Genomic DNA, 20,119 nt, shown 5'->3' on the forward strand with positions numbered 1-20,119 from the left:
GCGTAGAAAGGTTTCCTTTTGTTTGTCATTGACGGAAAACTGCTTTTTAGCCGAATCAGTTAAGTCTCCTGCAGAGATTGTGAAAAGCAATTTCACATGAGTTCAATTTGAACTGTTTGGCGAGATGGGAGGAAACGTGATTATGAAGGAACTTAATTTAAAACATGAAGCCAAGCGTTACGGCTGTGCGGTTCTGGCTGCAACGATCATGGCGTTGAATATTAAGACATTTGTTCGTGCAGGCGGTCTTTTTCCGGGAGGATTTACAGGACTTACTCTGCTGCTCCAGAACATTTTTCAGACATTTATGGGGATTGCAGTTCCGTATACGCTGATTAATGTACTGCTGAACTCTATTCCTGTATTTATTGGTCTGAAATTTATCGGAAAGAAATTTACCATCAGTTCTGTCTGTGTGATCGTGCTTTCCGGTCTGCTTACAGATATTATTCCCAGTCAGCCGATCACTTATGATACATTGCTGATCAGTATCTTTGGTGGTCTGATCAATGGCTTCTGCATCAGTCTCTGTCTGATCGGTAATACCAGTACAGGTGGAACTGACTTTATTGCGATTTATTTTTCCGAGAAAAATGGCAGGGATATCTGGAATTATATTCTGTGTGGAAATGCAGTGATCCTGACTGTGGCAGGTTTACTTTTTGGATGGGACAGGGCACTTTACTCTATTATCTTTCAGTTTACCTCTACTCAGGTGATTCAGATGCTGCATCAGAGATATAAGAAGCATACGCTGTTTATTATCACGAAGGAGCCGTATCAGATTTATGAAGAGATTTTCAAGCTTACCAACCATACGGCAACACGTTTCGAAGGTATTGGATGTTATACAGATGAGAAGACCAGTATGATCTATTCTGTAGTCTCTACAGAAGAAGCGAAATATCTGGTAAAGAAGGTACATGAGATCGATCCGAAGGCTTTTGTAAATATTATCAAAACCGATTACATAAACGGAAGATTTTACCAGAAAACAGATTATTAATTACTTGTATTCCCTTTCTGTGAGCGTATAATACAGGATATAAGGAATCTGTTCGTTCATGGAGTTTGTATTTAAAATTGGATGAACAGTAACCGGCACACAAGGAGGGTGATATATATGGGTAATGCAACAGAAAGCACACTTCCTCACGGCAATACCTCAGGCTATGACCGCAAAGCCTGCAGGACATGCGCCTGTTCCACCTGTTATGAGCAGGAGTTCTGCGACAGATGCAGTTCCTGTCAGAATCAGTCACGGAAATTAGACAGGTGCAATGCTTACGAGGGGGCATATAACTATTAACCTCAACATATCCCTATCTGCTGCAAAATAATAAACAGTGGATGGGGATTTCTTTATAAAAAACAGTTATTATATTATAAGTATAAGCAATGTTTTTCTATAGCAAGCCTCTTAATCAATATGCATTATTTACAAGGGTTGCTATAAGTTTACAGATTCATAAGATGTATCTGATATAATAATTCTGTTACTTACTGATATAAACTTTCCGTAAGTTCTTTTGCTGATGAACTTTGCTATAGAATTTTTTGGGGAATGGCAGAATGTTGAATGGTTACAAAAGAACAATTATTTACAGGAGAAGAAAAAAATATGATCGTATATCACTATTGCAGTTTAGAATCATTGAATTCTATTTTGAAAAATCGTTCCCTCCGTCTGACAAATATCCTGAAATCCAATGATTCCATGGAGATCAGCTGGATCTGCAGGTATTATGACGCAGAATTTAAAAGAGCTTATGAAAATGCTTCAGATTTATTCAGATCAAAGATTTCATCAGAGAGATTGATGGGATATGTGAAACTGTTTACAGATGAATTTTTCAATGAAAATCATGCAGACTTCAGATATTATGTAACCTGTTTTTCGTATCAGAATGATCTGCTCAGTCAGTGGCGGGGATATGCGGATGACGGGCGCGGAGCTGCCATCGGATTTGACCTGGATGTATTAAAAGAAGTTGTAACGGTTTCTCCGGAGATTTCAAAGCCGTCAATTGTGTCATTACATAAGATCAGTTATTCTGAAGCAGAGCAGAGAGAAGTTGTACATCAGATAGTGCAAGAATTGGTTGATGAAATCGAGAAGATATTACAGAAAGAAGAACAATGTCGGGAAAGCATTGAGGAGAAGCAGGATTATGAAATAGAAGTACTGGATAAAGTCATGAACTGTTTTGAGAAAAAGTTTTTGAAATTATTTCAGGAATCTGTTTACATGAAAAATCCGTTTTTCAGAGAAGAAAGCGAAATCCGATTGTGCGAGTTTTCGCCGAAACAGTTTCTGATGGGAAGAGAAGTTGAACTTTCTCTCGGTGCACGTTTATATAACTATTCCTACTATGTAAAAGAAAGTCAGCTGATATCTTATGTGGATTTTGATTTTTCAGATTGTCTTGACCGGCTGATAAAGGAACTCGTTATAGGGCCAAAGTGTCTGATGTCAGAGAGAGACATGGAATATTATCTGACAACGCTCGGTCTGTCGAATTGTCGGGTAAAGAAATCGCAGGGGACATATCGGTAATATATTTATAGCAATTCCCTTATATGGGCATATCAGACATCATGGAAAGGCAGATGAAAGACATGAAAAGAAAATTACCATTCAGAAAAGTGGCGGTATTTCTGATACTGGCATTATTTCTGACAGCAGGCATCAGTATGCGTGCAGTTACCGTAAATGCAGCTACATATGTGAAACAGGACAGAACCTCCGTCAGCATCACATCGAAGAAAACGGGATGGCAGAAAATAAACGGAGATTACTATTTTTATAATTCAAAGGGGCGTCTGATCTGCGGTTCTTTTAAGTATAAAGGTTATTATTACTACAGTATTGCCAACGGCAAACGTTTCACCGGGTGGATGAAGCGTTCCGGTAATAAATACTATTACAATCGTAAAAATGGTGCCATGTTCCGCAATCGCTGGGCAACAGGTGATAAATATACCTATTATTTCAATAAATCCGGCGTGGCAATTGCCAGGCAGTGGCTTACTCAGGATGGAAAAAAATACTATTTCCTCAGCAATTCCACCATGGCAAAGGGCTGGCAGAAGATAGGAAAATATTATTACTATTTCAGCAAGAAAACAGGAGTGATGGCAAAAAATACCTGGATAGGTAAATATTATGTAAACAGCAAAGGGCAGCGTGTAAAATCTTCAGATACTAAACCAACAGTCACTCAAAGCGGCAATACTTACGAATACAAAAGCAGCACTCTTAATATTAAACTTGAACGCAAATCAGTCCATGGAATTTCCTACTGGGTAGCGCATATAAAGACATCCAATGCCAAACAGCTGAAATCCGCCCTCTCCAACGGAACTTATGGCGGATCCCGACAGACAACCTCTGATGCAGTATCCTCAAATGGAGGCATTATCGGAGTAAACGGCAGTGCTTTCGACTATGGTACAGGAAAACCATCCCCCCTTGGCATGTGCATCAAAAACGGGATTATCTATGGTGATTACATGACCAGTTATTCAGTCATGGCAGTAAAGAAAGATGGAACTATTTATACTCCGGCACAGGGACTTATGGGAAAAAATCTTCTTGCAGCCGGTGTAAAAGATACATATAATTTTGGTCCGGTTCTTATTAAAGATGGCGAAGCCCAGCTTCCATGGGCTGAAACAGAAAAATATTATCCACGTACAGCGGTAGGAATGGTAAAGCCCAACGATTATGTACTCCTTGTAACAGATACCGGCAGCTATAATGGTCTTAATCACTGGGATATGGTGAATATTTTCAAATCCTACGGCTGTACTTATGCTTACAACCTGGATGGAGGCGGTTCTGCAACCCTGTACTTTAATGGAAAAGTAATGAATAAACTTATCGGCAATACTCAGCGTCCATGCGCAGACTTCCTTTATTTCACCCGATAATCCTTTTCCAGATAAGAATCCCGTCTGCTTGCACATGCTGCCAAAGCCCAGCACACAAGAATCAGCAGCCCAATCCCCATAGCCAGCACAGCAAGCAGGATTACGATAATTGCGTGGATAAACATAGACATGGATGACCTCCTTTCACAGTCATTCGGTTATGAACTGAGCAGCGAAGCAGATGATTTTATCCGCCTGACTTGTCTCATTCACTGACTTGGATAAAAATGGATGTTGTATAAGGAGTAATAAAAAGATATCAGGATGACCTGACAAGAACAATTAAGACAGTTAAAAGATCTGTTAACTAATTTAAATATACGCTGTCACACTCAAAAAAGCAAGCCGAAACTTTCGAGGGATTTCGACTTGCTTTTTGGCTGATTATTTACGAGGCTTGCTATAAGTATCAGAGAAAGATGTTACGGCAATCCGGAATGAATTTGGGTTACGTTACTGAGAACAGAGGGAACAGTAACGATTGTTTTGGTAAAATATTAACAATTCCATAAAAACACTTGACAACCCTACTTTACCATACTAAAATGTAAAAAGCAAAAAAAACTGTTGCCGCAGGAAAAACAAATGATTGCCCTATACGGAAAAAGGGACATCCTTCCATGGCAGAACAAGGAGGAATATTATGAAAAAATACAGCGACATGAGCAAAGAAGAACTGCTTACACTCAAAGCACAGCTGGATAAAGAATACGCAGATATCAAAGCAAAGGGCTTAGCCCTCGATATGTCACGTGGAAAACCGTCAGCAGACCAGCTCGATCTCTCGATGGGATTAATGAACGTATTAAGCAGCGATTCAGACCTCAAGTGCGAAACAGGAGTAGACTGCCGTAACTACGGTGTTATCGACGGAATCCCGGAAGCTAAACGCCTCCTTGGAGAAATGTCAGAAGTAGATCCTGATCATATTATCATCTACGGAAACTCCAGCTTAAACGTTATGTTTGACAGCATTGCCCGTTCCATGACTCAGGGTGTAATGGGAAATACCCCATGGTGTAAGCTTGATAAGGTAAAATTCCTCTGTCCTGTACCGGGATATGACCGCCATTTCAAGATCACAGAATTCTTCGGAATCGAAATGATCAACGTGCCAATGACACCACAGGGACCGGACATGGATATGGTAGAGAAGCTTGTCAGTGAAGACGCATCCATCAAAGGAATCTGGTGCGTACCGAAATACTCCAACCCACAGGGATACACTTACTCAGCAGAGACAGTAGACCGTTTTGCACACCTGAAACCGGCAGCACCTGATTTCCGTATCTACTGGGATAACGCATACAGCATTCATCATCTCTATGATGACAATCAGGACTTCCTTGTAGAAATCCTTGAAGCATGTGCAAAAGCAGGAAACCCTGACCTTGTATATAAATTTACATCAACATCAAAAGTCAGCTTCCCGGGTTCCGGTATTGCAGCAGTTGCAGCTTCCAAAGCAAATCTGGAAGATTTCCGCAGCTATATGCAGATCCAGACAATCGGACATGACAAATTAAACCAGTTACGCCATGTAAAATTCTTCAAAAATATCGACGGTCTTCATGAACACATGAGAAAACATGCGGCAATTCTCCGCCCGAAATTTGAAATGGTCCTTAACACACTGGACAGAGAACTTGGCGGTCTTGGAATCGGCGAGTGGACAAAACCACATGGTGGATACTTCATTTCCTTTGATTCAATGGAAGGATGTGCAAAAGCTATTGTTGCCAAGGCAAAAGAAGCAGGTGTTGTACTTACAGGAGCAGGCGCAACTTATCCATATGGAAAAGATCCGAAAGACTCCAATATCCGTATTGCACCAAGCTTCCCGACTCCTGAGGATCTTGGAAAAGCAGCAGAAGTGTTCGTACTCTGTGTTAAACTTACAAGTGTAGAGAAACTACTGGAAAATGCATAAAAATGCTAAAAGAGAATAATCGTATTTACTTTCTGGATAAATAATGTGATAATAAAACTGCCCGGCATAACTTTTTGCCGGGCGGTTGCTGTTTATAAAAAGAAAGGAGAAGATGTCGTGAGCAGCAGAAAGAAAATCATGGCCACCTTGATCATAATCTTACTCCTGCTGACTGCCGGAGTATATGGATATGGTGTATACTATTTCACAGAGCATTTCTTACCGGGATCAATGGTAAACGGATTCAACTGTTCTTATATGACGGTGTCTCAGTCAGAAGAATTGCTTACGCAGAAGGTAGGAGCGTATGTTCTTACTATTGGCACCAGAAATAACGGACAGGAGAGTATCACAGCAAAACAGGCGGGACTTTCCTATGACTCAGATGGAAGTGTTGGTAAACTGATCAGGAATCAGGATCGTTTTACATGGTTTCTTGCTTTTAATCAGCACAGGAATTATGAAGTGTCCTCCTCCATTAAATATGATGAGCAGAAAACGGAGGCTGCCATTTCCGGACTGAAATGTATGCAGCAGGAGAATATGACAGAGCCTTCAGATGCTCATATAGAAGAGAAAGACGATAAGTTTGTAATTGTTCCTGAGCAGGAGGGAACTGCACTGAAACCAGAAAAAACAAGTCAGGATATTATAGATGCTCTTGTCACAGGACGAACGCCGGTTGATCTGGAAGCAGATGGATGCTACAAAGAACCGAAAGTTTATCAGAGTGATGAAACTTTGACGAAGAATTGTGAACTGATAAACAAACTTACGGATGTAGTGATAACCTATGATTTTGATGATCGCACAGAGACAGTAGACAGAGATATGATCAAAAACTGGCTCACAACAGATGAAAACGGTCTTTATACACTTGACAAAAAACAGATAGAAGCATATATCAGTGAACTGTCGGCTAAATATGATACGGTTGGAAGAGAGAGAACATTTAATACATATGATGGTCGTGAGATTACTGTCAGCGGAGGGAATTATGGCTGGCAGATCGATCAGAAAGCGGAGCTGAAAGAACTTACAGAACTGATAAAAAACGGAGAAACCCAGGTCAGAGAACCTGTTTATTCCCATGAAGGTCTGGTCAGGAAAACAAATGATATCGGATATACGTATATAGAGATTGACCTGACGGCCCAGAGAATGGTATTCTATAAAGATGGAACGCCGACTGCGGATGCGCAGATCGTATCCGGAAATCCATTCGTGCCCAACTGTGCAACTCCTGTGGGATGTTATACAACAGGTGAAATGAAGAGCGGATGTACAGTGAACGGAGAGGACTATCCTTCTGCTGTAAATTACTGGATCCCATTCGATGGAAATCTGGGGATCAGTGATGCTCCATGGAGAATGGATTTCGGAGGACAGCTTTATGAATTTGAAGGCACACATGGAAGCATCTGTGCACCATCCGATCAGGTGCAGATCATTTTCAGCAATGTTGAGAAGAACACACCGATTGTTATTTATGAATAAAGGAGAAAAATGATGAAGATTGTAGTATTAGCGGGGGGAACAAGTACAGAACGTACTGTCTCCATTACATCAGGAACAGGAATATGTAAGGCATTACGACAGAAAGGACATCAGGCGATTCTTGTGGATATTTTCTGCGGCATTGAGAATGTGGACCGGGAGAATCCGTTTCCGTCAGAGTATGATGTGGACGCAGCATCAGAATATATGTCAGCATTTAACGACAGGATTGAACAGATGAAAAAAGAGAGAAGAAGCTTCTTCGGACCAAACGTGCTGAAACTCTGCGAGGCGGCTGACATTGTTTTCCTGGGACTTCATGGTGCGAACGGAGAAGATGGAAAAGTACAGGCAACATTTGACCTGATGGGAATCAAATATACAGGAACCGGATATTTAAGCAGTGCCCTGGCAATGGATAAGGGAATCACCAAGCAGATGTTCCTGATGAATAATGTACCAACACCGCGGGGAGTGTCTATGGTAAAAGAAGAAATGACCACAGATCTGAAAGCACTTGGAATGGAATTTCCTGTAGTTGTAAAAACTTGCTGTGGCGGTTCCAGTGTAGGTGTTTATATTGTGAATGATCAGGCCGAATATGAGCAGGCTCTCAAAGACGCTTATTCTTATGAAAATGAAGTCGTGGTCGAAGAATATATAAAAGGACGTGAATTTTCAGTAGCGGTTGTGGACGGAAAAGCTTATCCGATCATCGAAATTGCTCCGCTTCAGGGATTCTATGATTATAAGAATAAATATCAGGCCGGCTCTACGATTGAGACCTGTCCTGCCGAAATTTCACCGGAACTCACAGAGAAAATGCAGCATTATGCGGAAGCAGGAGCCAAAGCTCTGTTTATGGAAGGATACTGCCGTCTTGATTTCATGATGAAGGAGAATGGAGATATGTATTGTCTGGAAGCAAATACTCTTCCCGGAATGACACCAACCAGTCTGATTCCGCAGGAGGCAAAAGTTCTGGGAATCGACTATCCGACTTTATGTGAGAAACTGATTGAAGTTTCCATGAAAAAATATCCGACGCAGGATTTCACATTATAGAGCGTGTCTGCAGTAATTTATAGAATTGTTATAGATGCATTATTAAGAGAATTGCTATAACAGGAAAGAAGATATAAAAAATATTATGAAAAACTTAACTCTTGAAAATATCGCCCGCGTATGCGGCGGTACTTATTATGGTCCGGCTGATAAATTACAGGAAGAAGTAATGTCTGTTATCACAGACAGCAGAAAAGCAGAAGAAGGATGTCTGTTTGTACCTATTGTGGGGGAACGTGTAGATGCCCATAAATTTATCCCACAGGTAATGGAAGCAGGGGCACTGGCAACCTTGTCGGAACGGGTGCTTGATAACGCTGATTTTCCTTATATCGCAGTAGAATCTTCTCTTCAGGCAGTGAAAGATATTGCAGAGTTTTATTTAAAGCAGCTTCAGATCCCGGTTGTGGGAATTACAGGAAGTGTTGGTAAGACAAGTACAAAAGAAGTGATCGCATCTGTTCTGAACCAGAAATACCATACTCTGAAAACACAGGGCAACTTTAACAATGAACTTGGTTTGCCTCTCACAGTTTTCCGTCTGTGTGATGGAGATGAAATTGCAGTTCTGGAAATGGGGATCAGTGATTTCGGTGAGATGACCAGACTTGCGCAGATTGCAAGACCGGACACCTGCGTGATCACGAATATCGGTACCTGCCATCTGGAGAATCTGGGAGACAGAAATGGTGTTCTGAAAGCAAAGACAGAGATTTTTAAATTCCTCAGACCGGAGGGACATATTGTATTAAATGGCGATGATGACAAGCTTATCACAGTAAAAGAATATGAAAAGATAAAACCTGTATTTTTCGGAATGAGTAATGAATGTCAGGTTTACGGTGATAAGATTGTAAGCAGAGGTTTAAAGGGAATGACCTGCACCATTCATCTGGGGGATACTGCATTTACAGTTGATATCCCGATGCCGGGGCGCCATATGGTATATAATGCGCTGGCAGCAGCTGCAGTTGGAAATATTTATGGACTTACAACTGAGCAGATCAAAGCCGGAATCGAGAGCCTGGAGCCGATCAGCGGTCGTTTCAGAATGATCGAAACAGATAAATTTCTGATCGTAGATGACTGCTATAATGCAAATCCCATGTCCATGAAAGCCTCTCTGGATGTTCTGCAGGATGGTGCAGGACGCAGAATAGCAGTCCTTGGCGATATGGGTGAACTTGGAGAGAATGAAGTTCAGCTTCATGAGGAGGTAGGAGAGCATGCCGGAAAATGTGATATCGATGTTCTTATCTGTACAGGTAAACTGTGCAGAAATATGGCAGAGAGAGCACAGCGGACAAATCCGGACCTGAAAGTAATCTATGAGCCGGACAGAGAAAGTCTGCTGGAGCATCTGGAAGGTTATGTACAGGATGGTGACACTATTCTTGTGAAAGCTTCCCATTTTATGAAGTTTGAAGAGGTAGTTACGAAACTGGAAAATATGTAAACACTTTTGTCTTTTTATGAGAGAATTTGATGAGCGATTTTAGTTCCATGATACCGGAAACAGCAGTATAATAATCCTGTCAGTTTATGAGCAGGCAGCGAAGCAGATAGTTTTATCTGTTCAAGTGAGGAGGATGTTATGCTGGAGAAAGTTATGGAACTGCATTTCCTGCTGTATGCCATGATGTTAATGGGCGGACTGGGAGCACTGGGGATGCTGACCACACATCTTACCTACCGAAGAATGATCAGAAAAAATACAGAGGTTAAATCAAATCTCAAAGAGAAATGGACAAATCTTTGGAAAACAAGAGACAGGCTGTTGAACCGTATGAACCGGTTTGTCTGGTATCCGTCACTTTTCTGTATCGCTTTTCTTGGACTGGCTTTTTTCCTGTATTCCAAAGATGTACGATGGGACGGAATGCCGCTGGCATATCTTTATGTGGCTGCGATTATTCCGACAGCATTGCTTTTGCTGAGACAGGCGCTGGATTTTACATACAGAGAAGAACTTCTGATGAATTCTTTTTCTGATTATGTGGAACATGCCCGCACATGGGTAGAAGAAGTGCCGGTGCCGGAGAAGGCTGACGAAGCTGTAAAAGAGGAAATCGTTGAACATATTGCGGACAGTATCCGCCAGACTGCAGCAGCAGGAAGCCATTTCAGCGGAATGCTTACACCCGAGGAAGATGAGATTATGAGAGAAATCATAAGAGAATTTATGAAATAAAGACATGAAAATTCACTGCAAATGAGATACACAGGATCAGAAACAATATGGCAATGTAAAGTTTCTGATCCTGTACACATTTTAAGACAGAATAATTTATTATTCGTCATCCTCTTCAATTACCTGAATCTCCAGATAATCAAAATCAATCTGCTCTATAAAATTATCCTGATAAAATCTGGCTTTTCCATGTTTCTTAAAATGTCTGACTGTAGATTCCAGCCAGATTGGGTTTCCCAGATCCATTTCATAACAGATACTTTCCAGACCACGAAAAATCTTGTGGGTCCGCGTATCTTCGGAGTCATCGCAGATTACAGTATCTTTCAGTAAATGATTATCTTTCCATAATTTTCCCCATAAACGGAACATATCGGTAATACCTCCCTGTCAGAACTGCCACAGGCGGCAGAAATCTCATTTTCTAAGTGATTCCCAGTATAGCGGATTTTGGTAGGAAAGTAAAGAAAGTAAAAAAATGCTACTGCTTGTAGTAACTAAAATGTTACTGTTCACTCCGTTCTCAGTAACATAGCCAAAATTCATTCCAGATTGCCTGCGGCAATGGAATTTTGGCTTGTATGTCTCGGGATTTTGGCATATTCATGCCAAAACACCTCGCGGAATAGTGGTGTGTGAACAGTAACACTAAAATACTTATAGTCTTAGGCTTGATTATTCCGGTGGAATATTCTATAATAAAACCTAAATTTCCATAAATTAGCGTGTCAAAGTGCCGGTTCAGGAGAAAATCAGTTTTCATCTGGAAATTTGAAGACTGGTGTGGATAAGGTGAGTTCCATAACTGCATTTGTGATATGCAAAAAAACAGAATGGAGGAGACATTATGAAATTATACGATACCGGTGTGTATTTGCTGAATGGTCAGAAGATTGTTCCGGAGAATCAGGCAGATTTTCCTGTTTCCAAAGAGGAAGCTGCAAAGAGTACAATTGCCTATTCAATTCTGAAAGCACACAATACTTCCGGAAATATGGAGAAACTTCAGATTAAATTTGATAAACTGACTTCTCATGATATCACTTTTGTCGGAATTATCCAGACTGCACGTGCTTCAGGCCTTGAGAAATTTCCGGTGCCATATGTACTGACAAACTGCCATAATTCACTCTGTGCAGTAGGCGGAACTATTAATGAAGATGATCATATGTTTGGACTTACCTGTGCCAAGAAATATGGCGGCGTATATGTACCGCCCCATCAGGCGGTTATCCATCAGTTTGCAAGAGAAATGCTTGCAGCAGGCGGTAAAATGATCCTCGGTTCAGACAGCCATACACGATATGGCGCACTGGGAACCATGGCAATGGGTGAGGGCGGACCGGAGCTTGTAAAGCAGCTTCTTTCCCAGACTTATGATATCAATATGCCAGGCGTCGTTGCCATTTATCTTACCGGTTCTCCTCGTCCGGGCGTAGGTCCTCAGGACGTTGCGCTTGCGATTATCGGCAAGGTTTTTGCAAACGGATATGTGAAGAATAAAGTTATGGAATTTGTAGGACCCGGTGTTGCAAATTTAAGTGCTGATTTCCGAATTGGTGTAGATGTAATGACAACAGAGACTACCTGTCTTTCCTCTATCTGGCAGACAGATGAGAAGATTCAGGAATTCTATGAGATCCATGGCAGAAGTGAAGATTACAAAGAACTGAAACCAGGTGAAACAGCATACTATGATGGCTGTGTAGAGATTGATCTGAGTGAGATCAGACCAATGATCGCTATGCCATTCCATCCAAGCAATACATATACAATTGATGAACTGAAAGCAAATCTGGATGATATTCTGGCAGATGTTGAGAAAAAAGCACAGATCAGCCTTGATGGAAAAGTTCCATATACATTAAGAGACAAAGTAATTGATGGTAAACTTTATGTAGAACAGGGAATTATCGCAGGATGTGCAGGTGGTGGATTTGAAAATATCTGTGCAGCAGCTGATATCCTTAAAGGAAAGAGCATTGGTGCAGATGCCTTCACATTGAGTGTATATCCGGCAAGTACTCCGATTTATATGGAACTGGCTAAGAATGGCGTTCTGGCAGGACTTCTTGAAACGGGAGCTGTTGTGAAGACTGCTTTTTGCGGACCTTGCTTTGGTGCAGGGGATACTCCTGCAAATAATGCATTCAGTATCCGTCATACGACCAGAAACTTCCCGAACCGCGAAGGTTCTAAAATCCAGAATGGCCAGATTTCTTCTGTTGCACTTATGGACGCACGTTCTATTGCGGCAACTGCAGCAAACAAAGGTTTCCTGACTTCAGCAGAGGATTATACGGGTGGTTATACAGGACAGAAATATTTCTTTGATAAGACAATTTATGACAATCGTGTATTTGACAGCAAGGGTATAGCTGATCCGGGTGTAGAGATCCAGTTTGGTCCGAATATTAAGGACTGGCCGGAGATGGCTGCACTTCCGGAGAATCTGATCGTGAAGGTTGTTTCTGAGATCCATGATCCGGTTACTACAACAGATGAACTGATCCCGTCCGGTGAGACATCTTCTTATCGTTCCAATCCACTTGGACTGGCTGAGTTTACGCTTTCCAGGAAAGATCCTGCTTATGTAGGACGTGCGAAAGAGGTTCAGAAAGCTCAGAAGGCTATTCAGGAAGGAAAATGTCCGGTTGAGGCATTACCGGAAATGAAACCTGTAATGGATGTGATCAAAAAGGATTATCCGAATGTAAGCAAGGAAAATCTTGGTGTGGGAAGTACGATCTTTGCAGTGAAACCAGGTGATGGTTCTGCGCGTGAGCAGGCTGCTTCCTGTCAGAAAGTGCTTGGCGGATGGGCAAATATCGCCAATGAGTATGCGACAAAGAGGTACCGTTCTAATCTGATCAACTGGGGTATGCTTCCATTCCTGATTAAAGAAGGGGAGCTTCCGTTTGCAAACGGAGATTATCTGTTCTTCCCACAGATTCGTAAGGCAGTGGAAGAAAAGGATGATGTGATCCGGGGATATGTTGTCGGTGCTGAGGGACTGAAGGAGTTTGAAGTGGCTCTTGGGGAGCTTACGGATGATGAACGTGAGATTATCCTTAAGGGATGCCTGATTAATTATAATCGAAAATAGGAAGTGATGAAGATGCAGCTATCCTCTCTTTATGTTGAGAGTGGCTGCATCTTTATTATAGCAATTCTCTAAAATAATGCATCTTAATCTAGCCCATCAGAGTGTGAAATCCTGCGTCAGATATCTTTGCCGTGCGTCAGCACGCCTGCAGATATCTTCCTTGTCTTTCGCACTCTGCCGAACTGTCTTAAATGCATTATTTACGAGGATTGCTATAGATATAATAGAGCCCTCCGGGCAGAATGTACTGCGGCGGAGAAAGATAAATAGTCTGAAAATTATCAAATAAATAAAAATATTGTAAAATTAGTGCAAATAAGACAAAGATAAAACAGAAAATATTAAAATAAAATGTAAAAATGTATTGACAAATAATAACGAGAGTGTTATTATAACACCATCAAAAGAAACAAGAAAACGAATTAAACAATCAAAGAAATTCATTCAATTCATAGCATATATAAATGTTCCAATGAAAAGGATGAAAATAAAAGAAAGGTTCGGGTGATTCCATTGGGAAAGAATTTATAACTCCATCAATATGAGAGTGACGGGTATCGCATTTCCTGCAAGAAAGACCTGATACGGAGATTATAAAAAAGTATTTTCCTTATATAATATAAGAGCATACGCACAGTCTGATTAATAAGGAAGGAATGTATCAAAGGTATTATAGAAGCGATAACTTATATTGAATATCTGTTGCAGACCTGATACAGGGATTTTGGTAAATGTGTAAAGAAATATTTACCGGAAGAGCATAACCCTTATCTCAGTAGTTAGCCTGAAAGCAGAGGTTCAGGTAACAGATAAACTGAAGGTAAGAACGATGTTTTGAGAGGCATATAGAAGTTTAAGTATATGGTTTGAAATCCTGCATCAGAAGAATATCCGGTATATAAAATTACAGGATATTGAGAGAAATATTAAGGTACTTTTTCAGTGATACTTTACATAATTCAGAACATCTGCCATTAATGTTCGATAAATATGAAAAGCACATAAGGAAATTAAACAGTTGTGAATTTAAGAAGTTAGGTTTATGATTGCTTAGCACGAAAAATAATGAAAAAGTGTATCCGATATTTCATAAATGAAAAATAAATTATAATACGTGAAATTATAATTTAAAATCTATAAAACTTTCTAAGTAAGTTCCGATGAACTGAATAACTGATATCATAAAAGCATAAAAGCAGGAATGGATCAGATTATAAACAGTACATATGGATTATGAGCAGGAAACAGAATAGGAATTTTAAATAAACATAGAAAAATTTAATAGTGAACTTATAAAGTAGTTTGTAAATAACATATTATTTTATTATAGAAAGAATACTAAGAGGAAAATAAATTGAATAACGAAGAACATTGAAGCGGTCATCATTTTTGAAATCAGGAAAAGTAAAAAGTGATGACCGTTTTCAAATTGTATTCATATATATTCGTTATATATTCGTTTATTGCGTGAAATGGAATTTTAGGATATACTCTCCATGAAAAGGAGAGTTTTTTTATGTGGATAAAAGATATCAGAGATTATATTTTATATGAAGATAAAGATATTCTGGTCTGTCACAAACCGGCAGGGCTTGCAGTTCAGAATGCGCGGGTTGGCAGTATGGATATGGAGAGCCTCTTGAAGAATTATATTGCTCAGAAGGTGCCGGGTAAGATGCCGTATCTGGGTATTATCCATCGCCTGGATCAGCCGGTGGAGGGGGTTCTTGTATTTGCCCTGAATCCGAAGGCAGCAGCAGATCTCAGCAGACAGATGACAGCGGGAAAAATAAAGAAGACTTATCTTGCAGTTACAGAAGGAACAGTGAAAGTGAAGAGTGCAAAACTGGTGGACTGGCTGAAGAAGGATGGCAGGACCAACAGCTCTGCAGTGGTTGAGGGAGGAACTTCCGGAGCAAAAAAGGCGATATTGTCCTATGAAGTTCTGGAAACCTGGAAAAATAAGGAAGATGCACAGGATTGTGGCGAAAGAAACCTGATCCGGATCGATCTGGATACAGGCAGGCATCATCAGATTCGTGTGCAGATGGCGCATGCCGGAATGCCTTTGGTTGGTGACAGAAAGTATAATCCCGGTCAGAATAGTCAGGAACCGCTGGCTCTCTGTTCTGCAAAACTGGGATTTCAGCATCCGGTGACAAAGAAACAGTTGGAGTTTCAGGTGCAGCCTGCAGGTATGGCATTCAAAAGACATTGATATAGCGCAATTTTTGATGTATAAAAGTGAAAAATGTGTAAAATCTCTGGACGAATTTCGTAAAGTGTGTATAATGTAGAAAGTAATATGCAGTTATAAGGTTTATAGCAATTCTCGTAAATAATGTATTTAAGAGAATCGCTACAGGTAATTGTTCGATGTTAATTATTCTGTGAGAGTACTGAGCAGATATCGATTTTTAGTTGACAGAAATTATACATTATTTTATGAAATTGCTGTAATGTGCAGTATAGCACTGAAAGGAAGAGGAAATTAAAATGAAAAGAGCGGCGGCAGCAGCGATAAGTTTAATGACAGGACTGGCAATGCTGACAGGATGCAGCAGAGCGGAGGTGGAAGAGACAATCCAGCCGTTGGTGGCAGACGCTATCGAAGAATCCGATTCAGAGGCAGAAGCAGTGAAGGAAGAGGATGAGAGTCCGCTGATTCCGGAGATTGATACAGATATAAAAATCCATGCCGGTTCAAGGATCGCAGTGGTAAGCAAATGTGTCAAGGGCGAATACTGGAAGATGGTTAAGAAAGGCATGGAAGATGCGGTAAAGGAAATTAATAAAGCATATGGTTATAAAAAAGATGACCAGATTACCATGACGTTTGAAGGTCCTGATAATGAAGAGGATGTAGAGACTCAGATCAATACAATAGATGCTGTTATCGCAGAGAATCCGGATGTTCTTTGTATTTCGGCAAGTGACATGGATTCCTGTGAGGCACAGCTTGAAGCTGCAAAGGAGAATGGAATTCCGGTTATAGCATTTGATTCTAATGTAGCCGAGAAAAAACTGGTGAAGGCATATCGGGGAACCGATAATGTGCAGGTAGGAAAGATGGCTGCTTATCAGCTTGGCAGTGCACTCGGAAAGATGGGAAAGGTTGCGGTTTTTTCCGCACAGCAGAAGACAAAGAGTGTTCAGGATCGTGTAGAAGGATTCATGAATAATATCGGGAAGTACGGAGACATTGAAGTTGTGGAAACTATTTATTCTGATCAGGTAGATGATATGGAGGCTTCCATGAAGGAAGTTCTGGAAAAATATCCCACACTGGATGGTGTATTCTGCACCAATGCAGATATTACAGAGATGTATCTGAATCTGGAGAAGAGTGATGAGCATGATGCACCGGCTCTGGTAGGGGTTGATGCAACTACTAAGCAGCAGGAAGCAATCCGTAATGGAGAAGAGATTGGCTGTGTTTCTCAGCAACCTTATGCTATGGGATACCAGACGATCTGGGCAGCAGTTGAAACAACGGCACCGAAGAAATCTGTTGTGATCGATAAAAATGTACTGAGTAATCCGGCATGGATTGATGCAGACTGCCTGGATGATCCGGACTACAGTGGGTATTTATATACAGAATAAGGATTAAAGATAAACGCTCCGGGGAGATACTCAGGGTCTCAAATGCATTAATTAAGAGGACTTTCTATGGGAGAATGTGTCAGCTGAGACAGACCGGTAATACCGAACTTATATATAAAACAGGATTATATACGAAAGAGGAAGCATGAAAACAGTGATGAGTTGTTTTCGTGCTTTTTTTGTGTTATAGAATATTACTCCGTAATGTTCTATGACACAAAAAAGCTATCCGGGCAGGCTCCTTATTTATATCTCTTCTTCTTTGAAATAAAAATATAAACCAATCAGAAGCTTTGACTGTATAAAAAGATTTATATTGATGATATAATCACATGCACGATATAAAAATAACAAAAAAATATTGGATGGACAAAAAATATTTGATAAAATTGTTTAATAAGATTGTAATTTTAAAGAATATATGATAAAATTTAACTATAAATTCTTAAAAATATATACAAAAATTAGGCAAAAAGGAGAAGAGAATGAAACAATGGTCAGAGATTATCAGAAATGTCACCATGTTGTCGCAGCTTGGACTGTCTCTCATAACCCCTGTCCTGATATGTCTGGCAGTATGCTGGCTGATTGTTTCTAAGACCGGAGCTGGCGGATGGGTATATATCCCCGGTTTTTTCTTTGGTTTTGGAGGTTCCGGGACAGTGGCATATAAATTTTATCTTTCTATTAACAGACAGCAGAAGAAAGAGAACAAAAAGAAGAAAAATAAAGTATCGTTTAACAGACACCTGTAATGATACAGAAACGAAAGGGAGATTTATATGAGTATTATGGATAATGTTCAGCCTGCCGTAAAGAAGGAAACCGGGAAGGTAGCCGCCATCACCGGAATCGGGCTGATTTTGATGTGGATCGTGTTTGGAGTGCTGCATGCTTTCATGCCACAGAAGGTACCGTTTGATTATACGGTGTTTCTTGGAGGGGCAGTGGGAGGATGTGTGGCAGTCCTTAATTTCTTTTTTATGGGACTTGCAGTGCAGAAAGCAGCTGCAGCAACAGATGAGGACACAGCGAGAATGAGGATCAAAGCAAGTTACTCCCAGAGAATGCTGATCCAGATGTTGTGGGTGATCCTGGCAATCGTGGCACCCTGTTTTCATTTTGTGGCAGGAATCGTTCCTCTTTTATTTCCCGGAACAGGAATTAAAATTGCAGGAATTTTTCATACTAACAAATAGGTATTTCTATATCAAACCGGAACAGTACCGGGAGAGACAGGAGGTGAATAAAGAGTATGGAATTGGATATCAGCGGGGCAAGGATATTCTTTACATTACCCATTGATGTGCCTGTTCTCGGACCATTAAGGATCAGTGAGACAATGGTGGTAAGCTGGATTGTTATGATACTCATAACAGGTTTGTGTATCTGGCTGACACATGATCTGAAAGAAGAGAACATTTCCAAACGTCAGGCTGTGGCAGAGCTCATTGTAGAGAAGGCCAACAGCTTTGTAATCGGAAATATGGGTGAGAAATTCAGATACCTGATACCATTTGTTGCAGCACTTTTTGCGACCAGTGTGGTTTCCAACCTGATCAGTCTGATCGGACTTCGAAGCCCTACAGCAGACCTTTCTACTGAGGCTGCCTGGGCAGTTGTGGTTTTCATTATGATCACAGCACAGAAGATAAAGACCAGCGGATTTGGCGGCTATCTGAAAGGATTTACAACTCCGATCGCAGTTATGACACCGTTTAATATTCTTTCCGAGCTGGCTACACCTGTCAGTATGGCGTGTCGTCATTTCGGAAATATCCTTTCCGGTGTGGTAATCAATGGCCTGATCTATGGGGCACTGGCAGTCGCAAGTTCCGCGCTTCTGGGCCTGATCCCGGGTGCACTGGGAGATGTACTGTCAAAGATACCGATTCTTGATGTCGGTGTACCTGCGATAACGTCGGTCTATTTTGACTGGTTCTCAGGAGTTATGCAGGCGTTTATCTTCTGTATGCTGACTGTAATGTATATTGCAAATGCAGCAGAAGAGTAGCAGAAACATGATTTGCCGGAGCAAAACGGCAGCGGTGGTAACCGCAAAGAATGCTGAAATACAGCAGAAAAATTAATACCGCAGCAAAGGGGAAAAGCTGCAGATTATTATTTAACAGGAGGGTTTTAATATGGATTTTCAGTTATTGGCAAAAGGTATCGCATTAGCAGGATGTGCAATTGGAGCAGGATGTGCGCTGATCGCAGGTATCGGACCTGGTATTGGTGAAGGTAACGCAGTAGCAAAGGCACTGGAAGCAATCGGACGTCAGCCTGAGTGCAAGGGTGATGTTACTTCTACCATGCTTCTTGGATGTGCCATCGCAGAGACAACAGGTATCTACGGTTTCGTAACCGGTCTGTTACTTATTTTCGTTGCACCTGGTATGTTCATGAACTTCCTGAGCTGATAAAAACAGCTGAGATGCCGTATATCACAGATTAAGCGGCATCTGATACGGAACCTGTGGATAATTCCGGCAGCAGCCGGAGAATGATCCGCATAAGTATAGACAGGAGGTTACAAACATGCAGGTACAGGAATTAGTTGGAATTGTGCCGTGGAATTTTATAGCGACGATTTGCAACCTTTTTATTCAGGTATATCTGATTAAACGTTTCCTCTTCAAGCCCATCAATGAGATGCTGGAAAAGCGCAAAGCAAAAGCGGATGCCCAGATCCAGGATGCAGTGAAGGCAAAGGAAGAAGCCCAGGCAATGAAAGCAGAATATGAAAAGAATATGCAGGAAGCCAAGAATAAGGCAAATGACATTGTGA

19 protein-coding genes are annotated in these 20,119 nt (G+C 40.9%); 17 read left to right on the forward strand and 2 right to left on the reverse strand.

All coding sequences use genetic code 11. The features are described from left to right. Window positions 1–142 precede the first annotated feature (142 nt). The 4 genes from AC075L_RS02840 to AC075L_RS02855 all read left to right on the forward strand — a co-directional run bounded on the left by AC075L_RS02840 (window position 143) and on the right by AC075L_RS02855 (window position 3,933). On the forward strand, window positions 143–1,006 hold the full coding sequence (locus AC075L_RS02840) for a YitT family protein (protein ID WP_081018925.1): 864 nt from the start codon (window positions 143–145) through the stop codon (window positions 1,004–1,006). Between the two features lie 117 nt (window positions 1,007–1,123). After that, window positions 1,124–1,309, forward strand: a complete 186-nt coding sequence (locus AC075L_RS02845) for a hypothetical protein (RefSeq protein WP_020993174.1) — start codon at window positions 1,124–1,126, stop codon at window positions 1,307–1,309. Window positions 1,310–1,579: 270 nt separating this feature from the next. Beyond that, window positions 1,580–2,557, forward strand: coding sequence for a DUF2971 domain-containing protein (locus AC075L_RS02850; RefSeq protein ID WP_243099843.1), 978 nt, complete (start codon window positions 1,580–1,582; stop codon window positions 2,555–2,557). 62 nt (window positions 2,558–2,619) lie between these two features. Next, window positions 2,620–3,933, forward strand: a complete 1,314-nt coding sequence (locus tag AC075L_RS02855) for a phosphodiester glycosidase family protein (protein ID WP_368210369.1) — start codon at window positions 2,620–2,622, stop codon at window positions 3,931–3,933. On the opposite strand, the gene AC075L_RS02860 is transcribed toward AC075L_RS02855, so the two are convergent. Next, window positions 3,918–4,064, reverse strand: a complete 147-nt coding sequence (locus tag AC075L_RS02860; RefSeq protein WP_008705017.1) for a hypothetical protein — start codon at window positions 4,062–4,064, stop codon at window positions 3,918–3,920. The genes AC075L_RS02855 and AC075L_RS02860 overlap by 16 nt on opposite strands. 512 nt (window positions 4,065–4,576) lie before the next feature. Here AC075L_RS02860 and AC075L_RS02865 point away from each other — a divergent pair. The 5 genes from AC075L_RS02865 to AC075L_RS02885 all read left to right on the forward strand — a co-directional run bounded on the left by AC075L_RS02865 (window position 4,577) and on the right by AC075L_RS02885 (window position 10,616). Beyond that, on the forward strand, window positions 4,577–5,863 hold the full coding sequence (locus AC075L_RS02865) for an aspartate aminotransferase type Ic (protein ID WP_161233779.1): 1,287 nt from the start codon (window positions 4,577–4,579) through the stop codon (window positions 5,861–5,863). Between the two features lie 117 nt (window positions 5,864–5,980). Further along, window positions 5,981–7,360 carry a L,D-transpeptidase family protein gene (locus AC075L_RS02870; RefSeq protein ID WP_390386940.1) on the forward strand — a complete coding sequence of 460 codons (1,380 nt, stop codon included), beginning with the start codon at window positions 5,981–5,983 and terminating at the stop codon, window positions 7,358–7,360. A gap of 12 nt (window positions 7,361–7,372) precedes the next feature. Beyond that, window positions 7,373–8,425, forward strand: a complete 1,053-nt coding sequence (locus AC075L_RS02875; RefSeq protein WP_008705012.1) for a D-alanine--D-alanine ligase family protein — start codon at window positions 7,373–7,375, stop codon at window positions 8,423–8,425. 85 nt (window positions 8,426–8,510) lie between these two features. Continuing rightward, window positions 8,511–9,881: a UDP-N-acetylmuramoyl-tripeptide--D-alanyl-D-alanine ligase gene (locus tag AC075L_RS02880; protein ID WP_476387105.1), complete on the forward strand. Its 1,371-nt coding sequence runs from the start codon at window positions 8,511–8,513 to the stop codon at window positions 9,879–9,881. A gap of 138 nt (window positions 9,882–10,019) precedes the next feature. Further along, complete coding sequence (locus AC075L_RS02885) at window positions 10,020–10,616, forward strand: hypothetical protein (protein ID WP_020993171.1); 597 nt, start codon at window positions 10,020–10,022, stop codon at window positions 10,614–10,616. Between the two features lie 99 nt (window positions 10,617–10,715). On the opposite strand, the gene AC075L_RS02890 is transcribed toward AC075L_RS02885, so the two are convergent. After that, complete coding sequence (locus AC075L_RS02890; protein ID WP_008705009.1) at window positions 10,716–10,988, reverse strand: hypothetical protein; 273 nt, start codon at window positions 10,986–10,988, stop codon at window positions 10,716–10,718. Window positions 10,989–11,463: 475 nt separating this feature from the next. Between AC075L_RS02890 and AC075L_RS02895 the strand changes: the two genes are divergently transcribed. The 8 genes from AC075L_RS02895 to AC075L_RS02930 form a co-directional block, all read left to right on the forward strand. Then, the gene (locus AC075L_RS02895; protein ID WP_081017091.1) at window positions 11,464–13,722 is read left to right on the forward strand and encodes a hydratase; all 2,259 of its coding nucleotides are present in this window, start codon (window positions 11,464–11,466) and stop codon (window positions 13,720–13,722) included. Between the two features lie 1,516 nt (window positions 13,723–15,238). Further along, window positions 15,239–15,940, forward strand: coding sequence for an RluA family pseudouridine synthase (locus AC075L_RS02900; RefSeq protein ID WP_008704977.1), 702 nt, complete (start codon window positions 15,239–15,241; stop codon window positions 15,938–15,940). Between the two features lie 278 nt (window positions 15,941–16,218). Further along, window positions 16,219–17,328, forward strand: a complete 1,110-nt coding sequence (locus tag AC075L_RS02905) for a substrate-binding domain-containing protein (protein WP_118588123.1) — start codon at window positions 16,219–16,221, stop codon at window positions 17,326–17,328. A 485-nt stretch (window positions 17,329–17,813) separates the two neighbouring features. Then, complete coding sequence (locus AC075L_RS02910; RefSeq protein ID WP_476387106.1) at window positions 17,814–18,083, forward strand: AtpZ/AtpI family protein; 270 nt, start codon at window positions 17,814–17,816, stop codon at window positions 18,081–18,083. Window positions 18,084–18,110: 27 nt separating this feature from the next. Then, on the forward strand, window positions 18,111–18,527 hold the full coding sequence (locus tag AC075L_RS02915) for a hypothetical protein (RefSeq protein WP_008704972.1): 417 nt from the start codon (window positions 18,111–18,113) through the stop codon (window positions 18,525–18,527). Between the two features lie 56 nt (window positions 18,528–18,583). Further along, the gene (locus AC075L_RS02920; protein ID WP_020993166.1) at window positions 18,584–19,342 is read left to right on the forward strand and encodes a F0F1 ATP synthase subunit A; all 759 of its coding nucleotides are present in this window, start codon (window positions 18,584–18,586) and stop codon (window positions 19,340–19,342) included. A 130-nt stretch (window positions 19,343–19,472) separates the two neighbouring features. Continuing rightward, complete coding sequence (atpE, locus tag AC075L_RS02925; protein WP_008704968.1) at window positions 19,473–19,751, forward strand: ATP synthase F0 subunit C; 279 nt, start codon at window positions 19,473–19,475, stop codon at window positions 19,749–19,751. Between the two features lie 118 nt (window positions 19,752–19,869). Next, window positions 19,870–20,119, forward strand: a 250-nt coding sequence (locus tag AC075L_RS02930; RefSeq protein ID WP_476387107.1) for an ATP synthase F0 subunit B, incomplete at its 3' end; no start/stop codon positions are given.

Source organism: Blautia sp. ZXY-1-B12 (assembly GCF_056339915.1).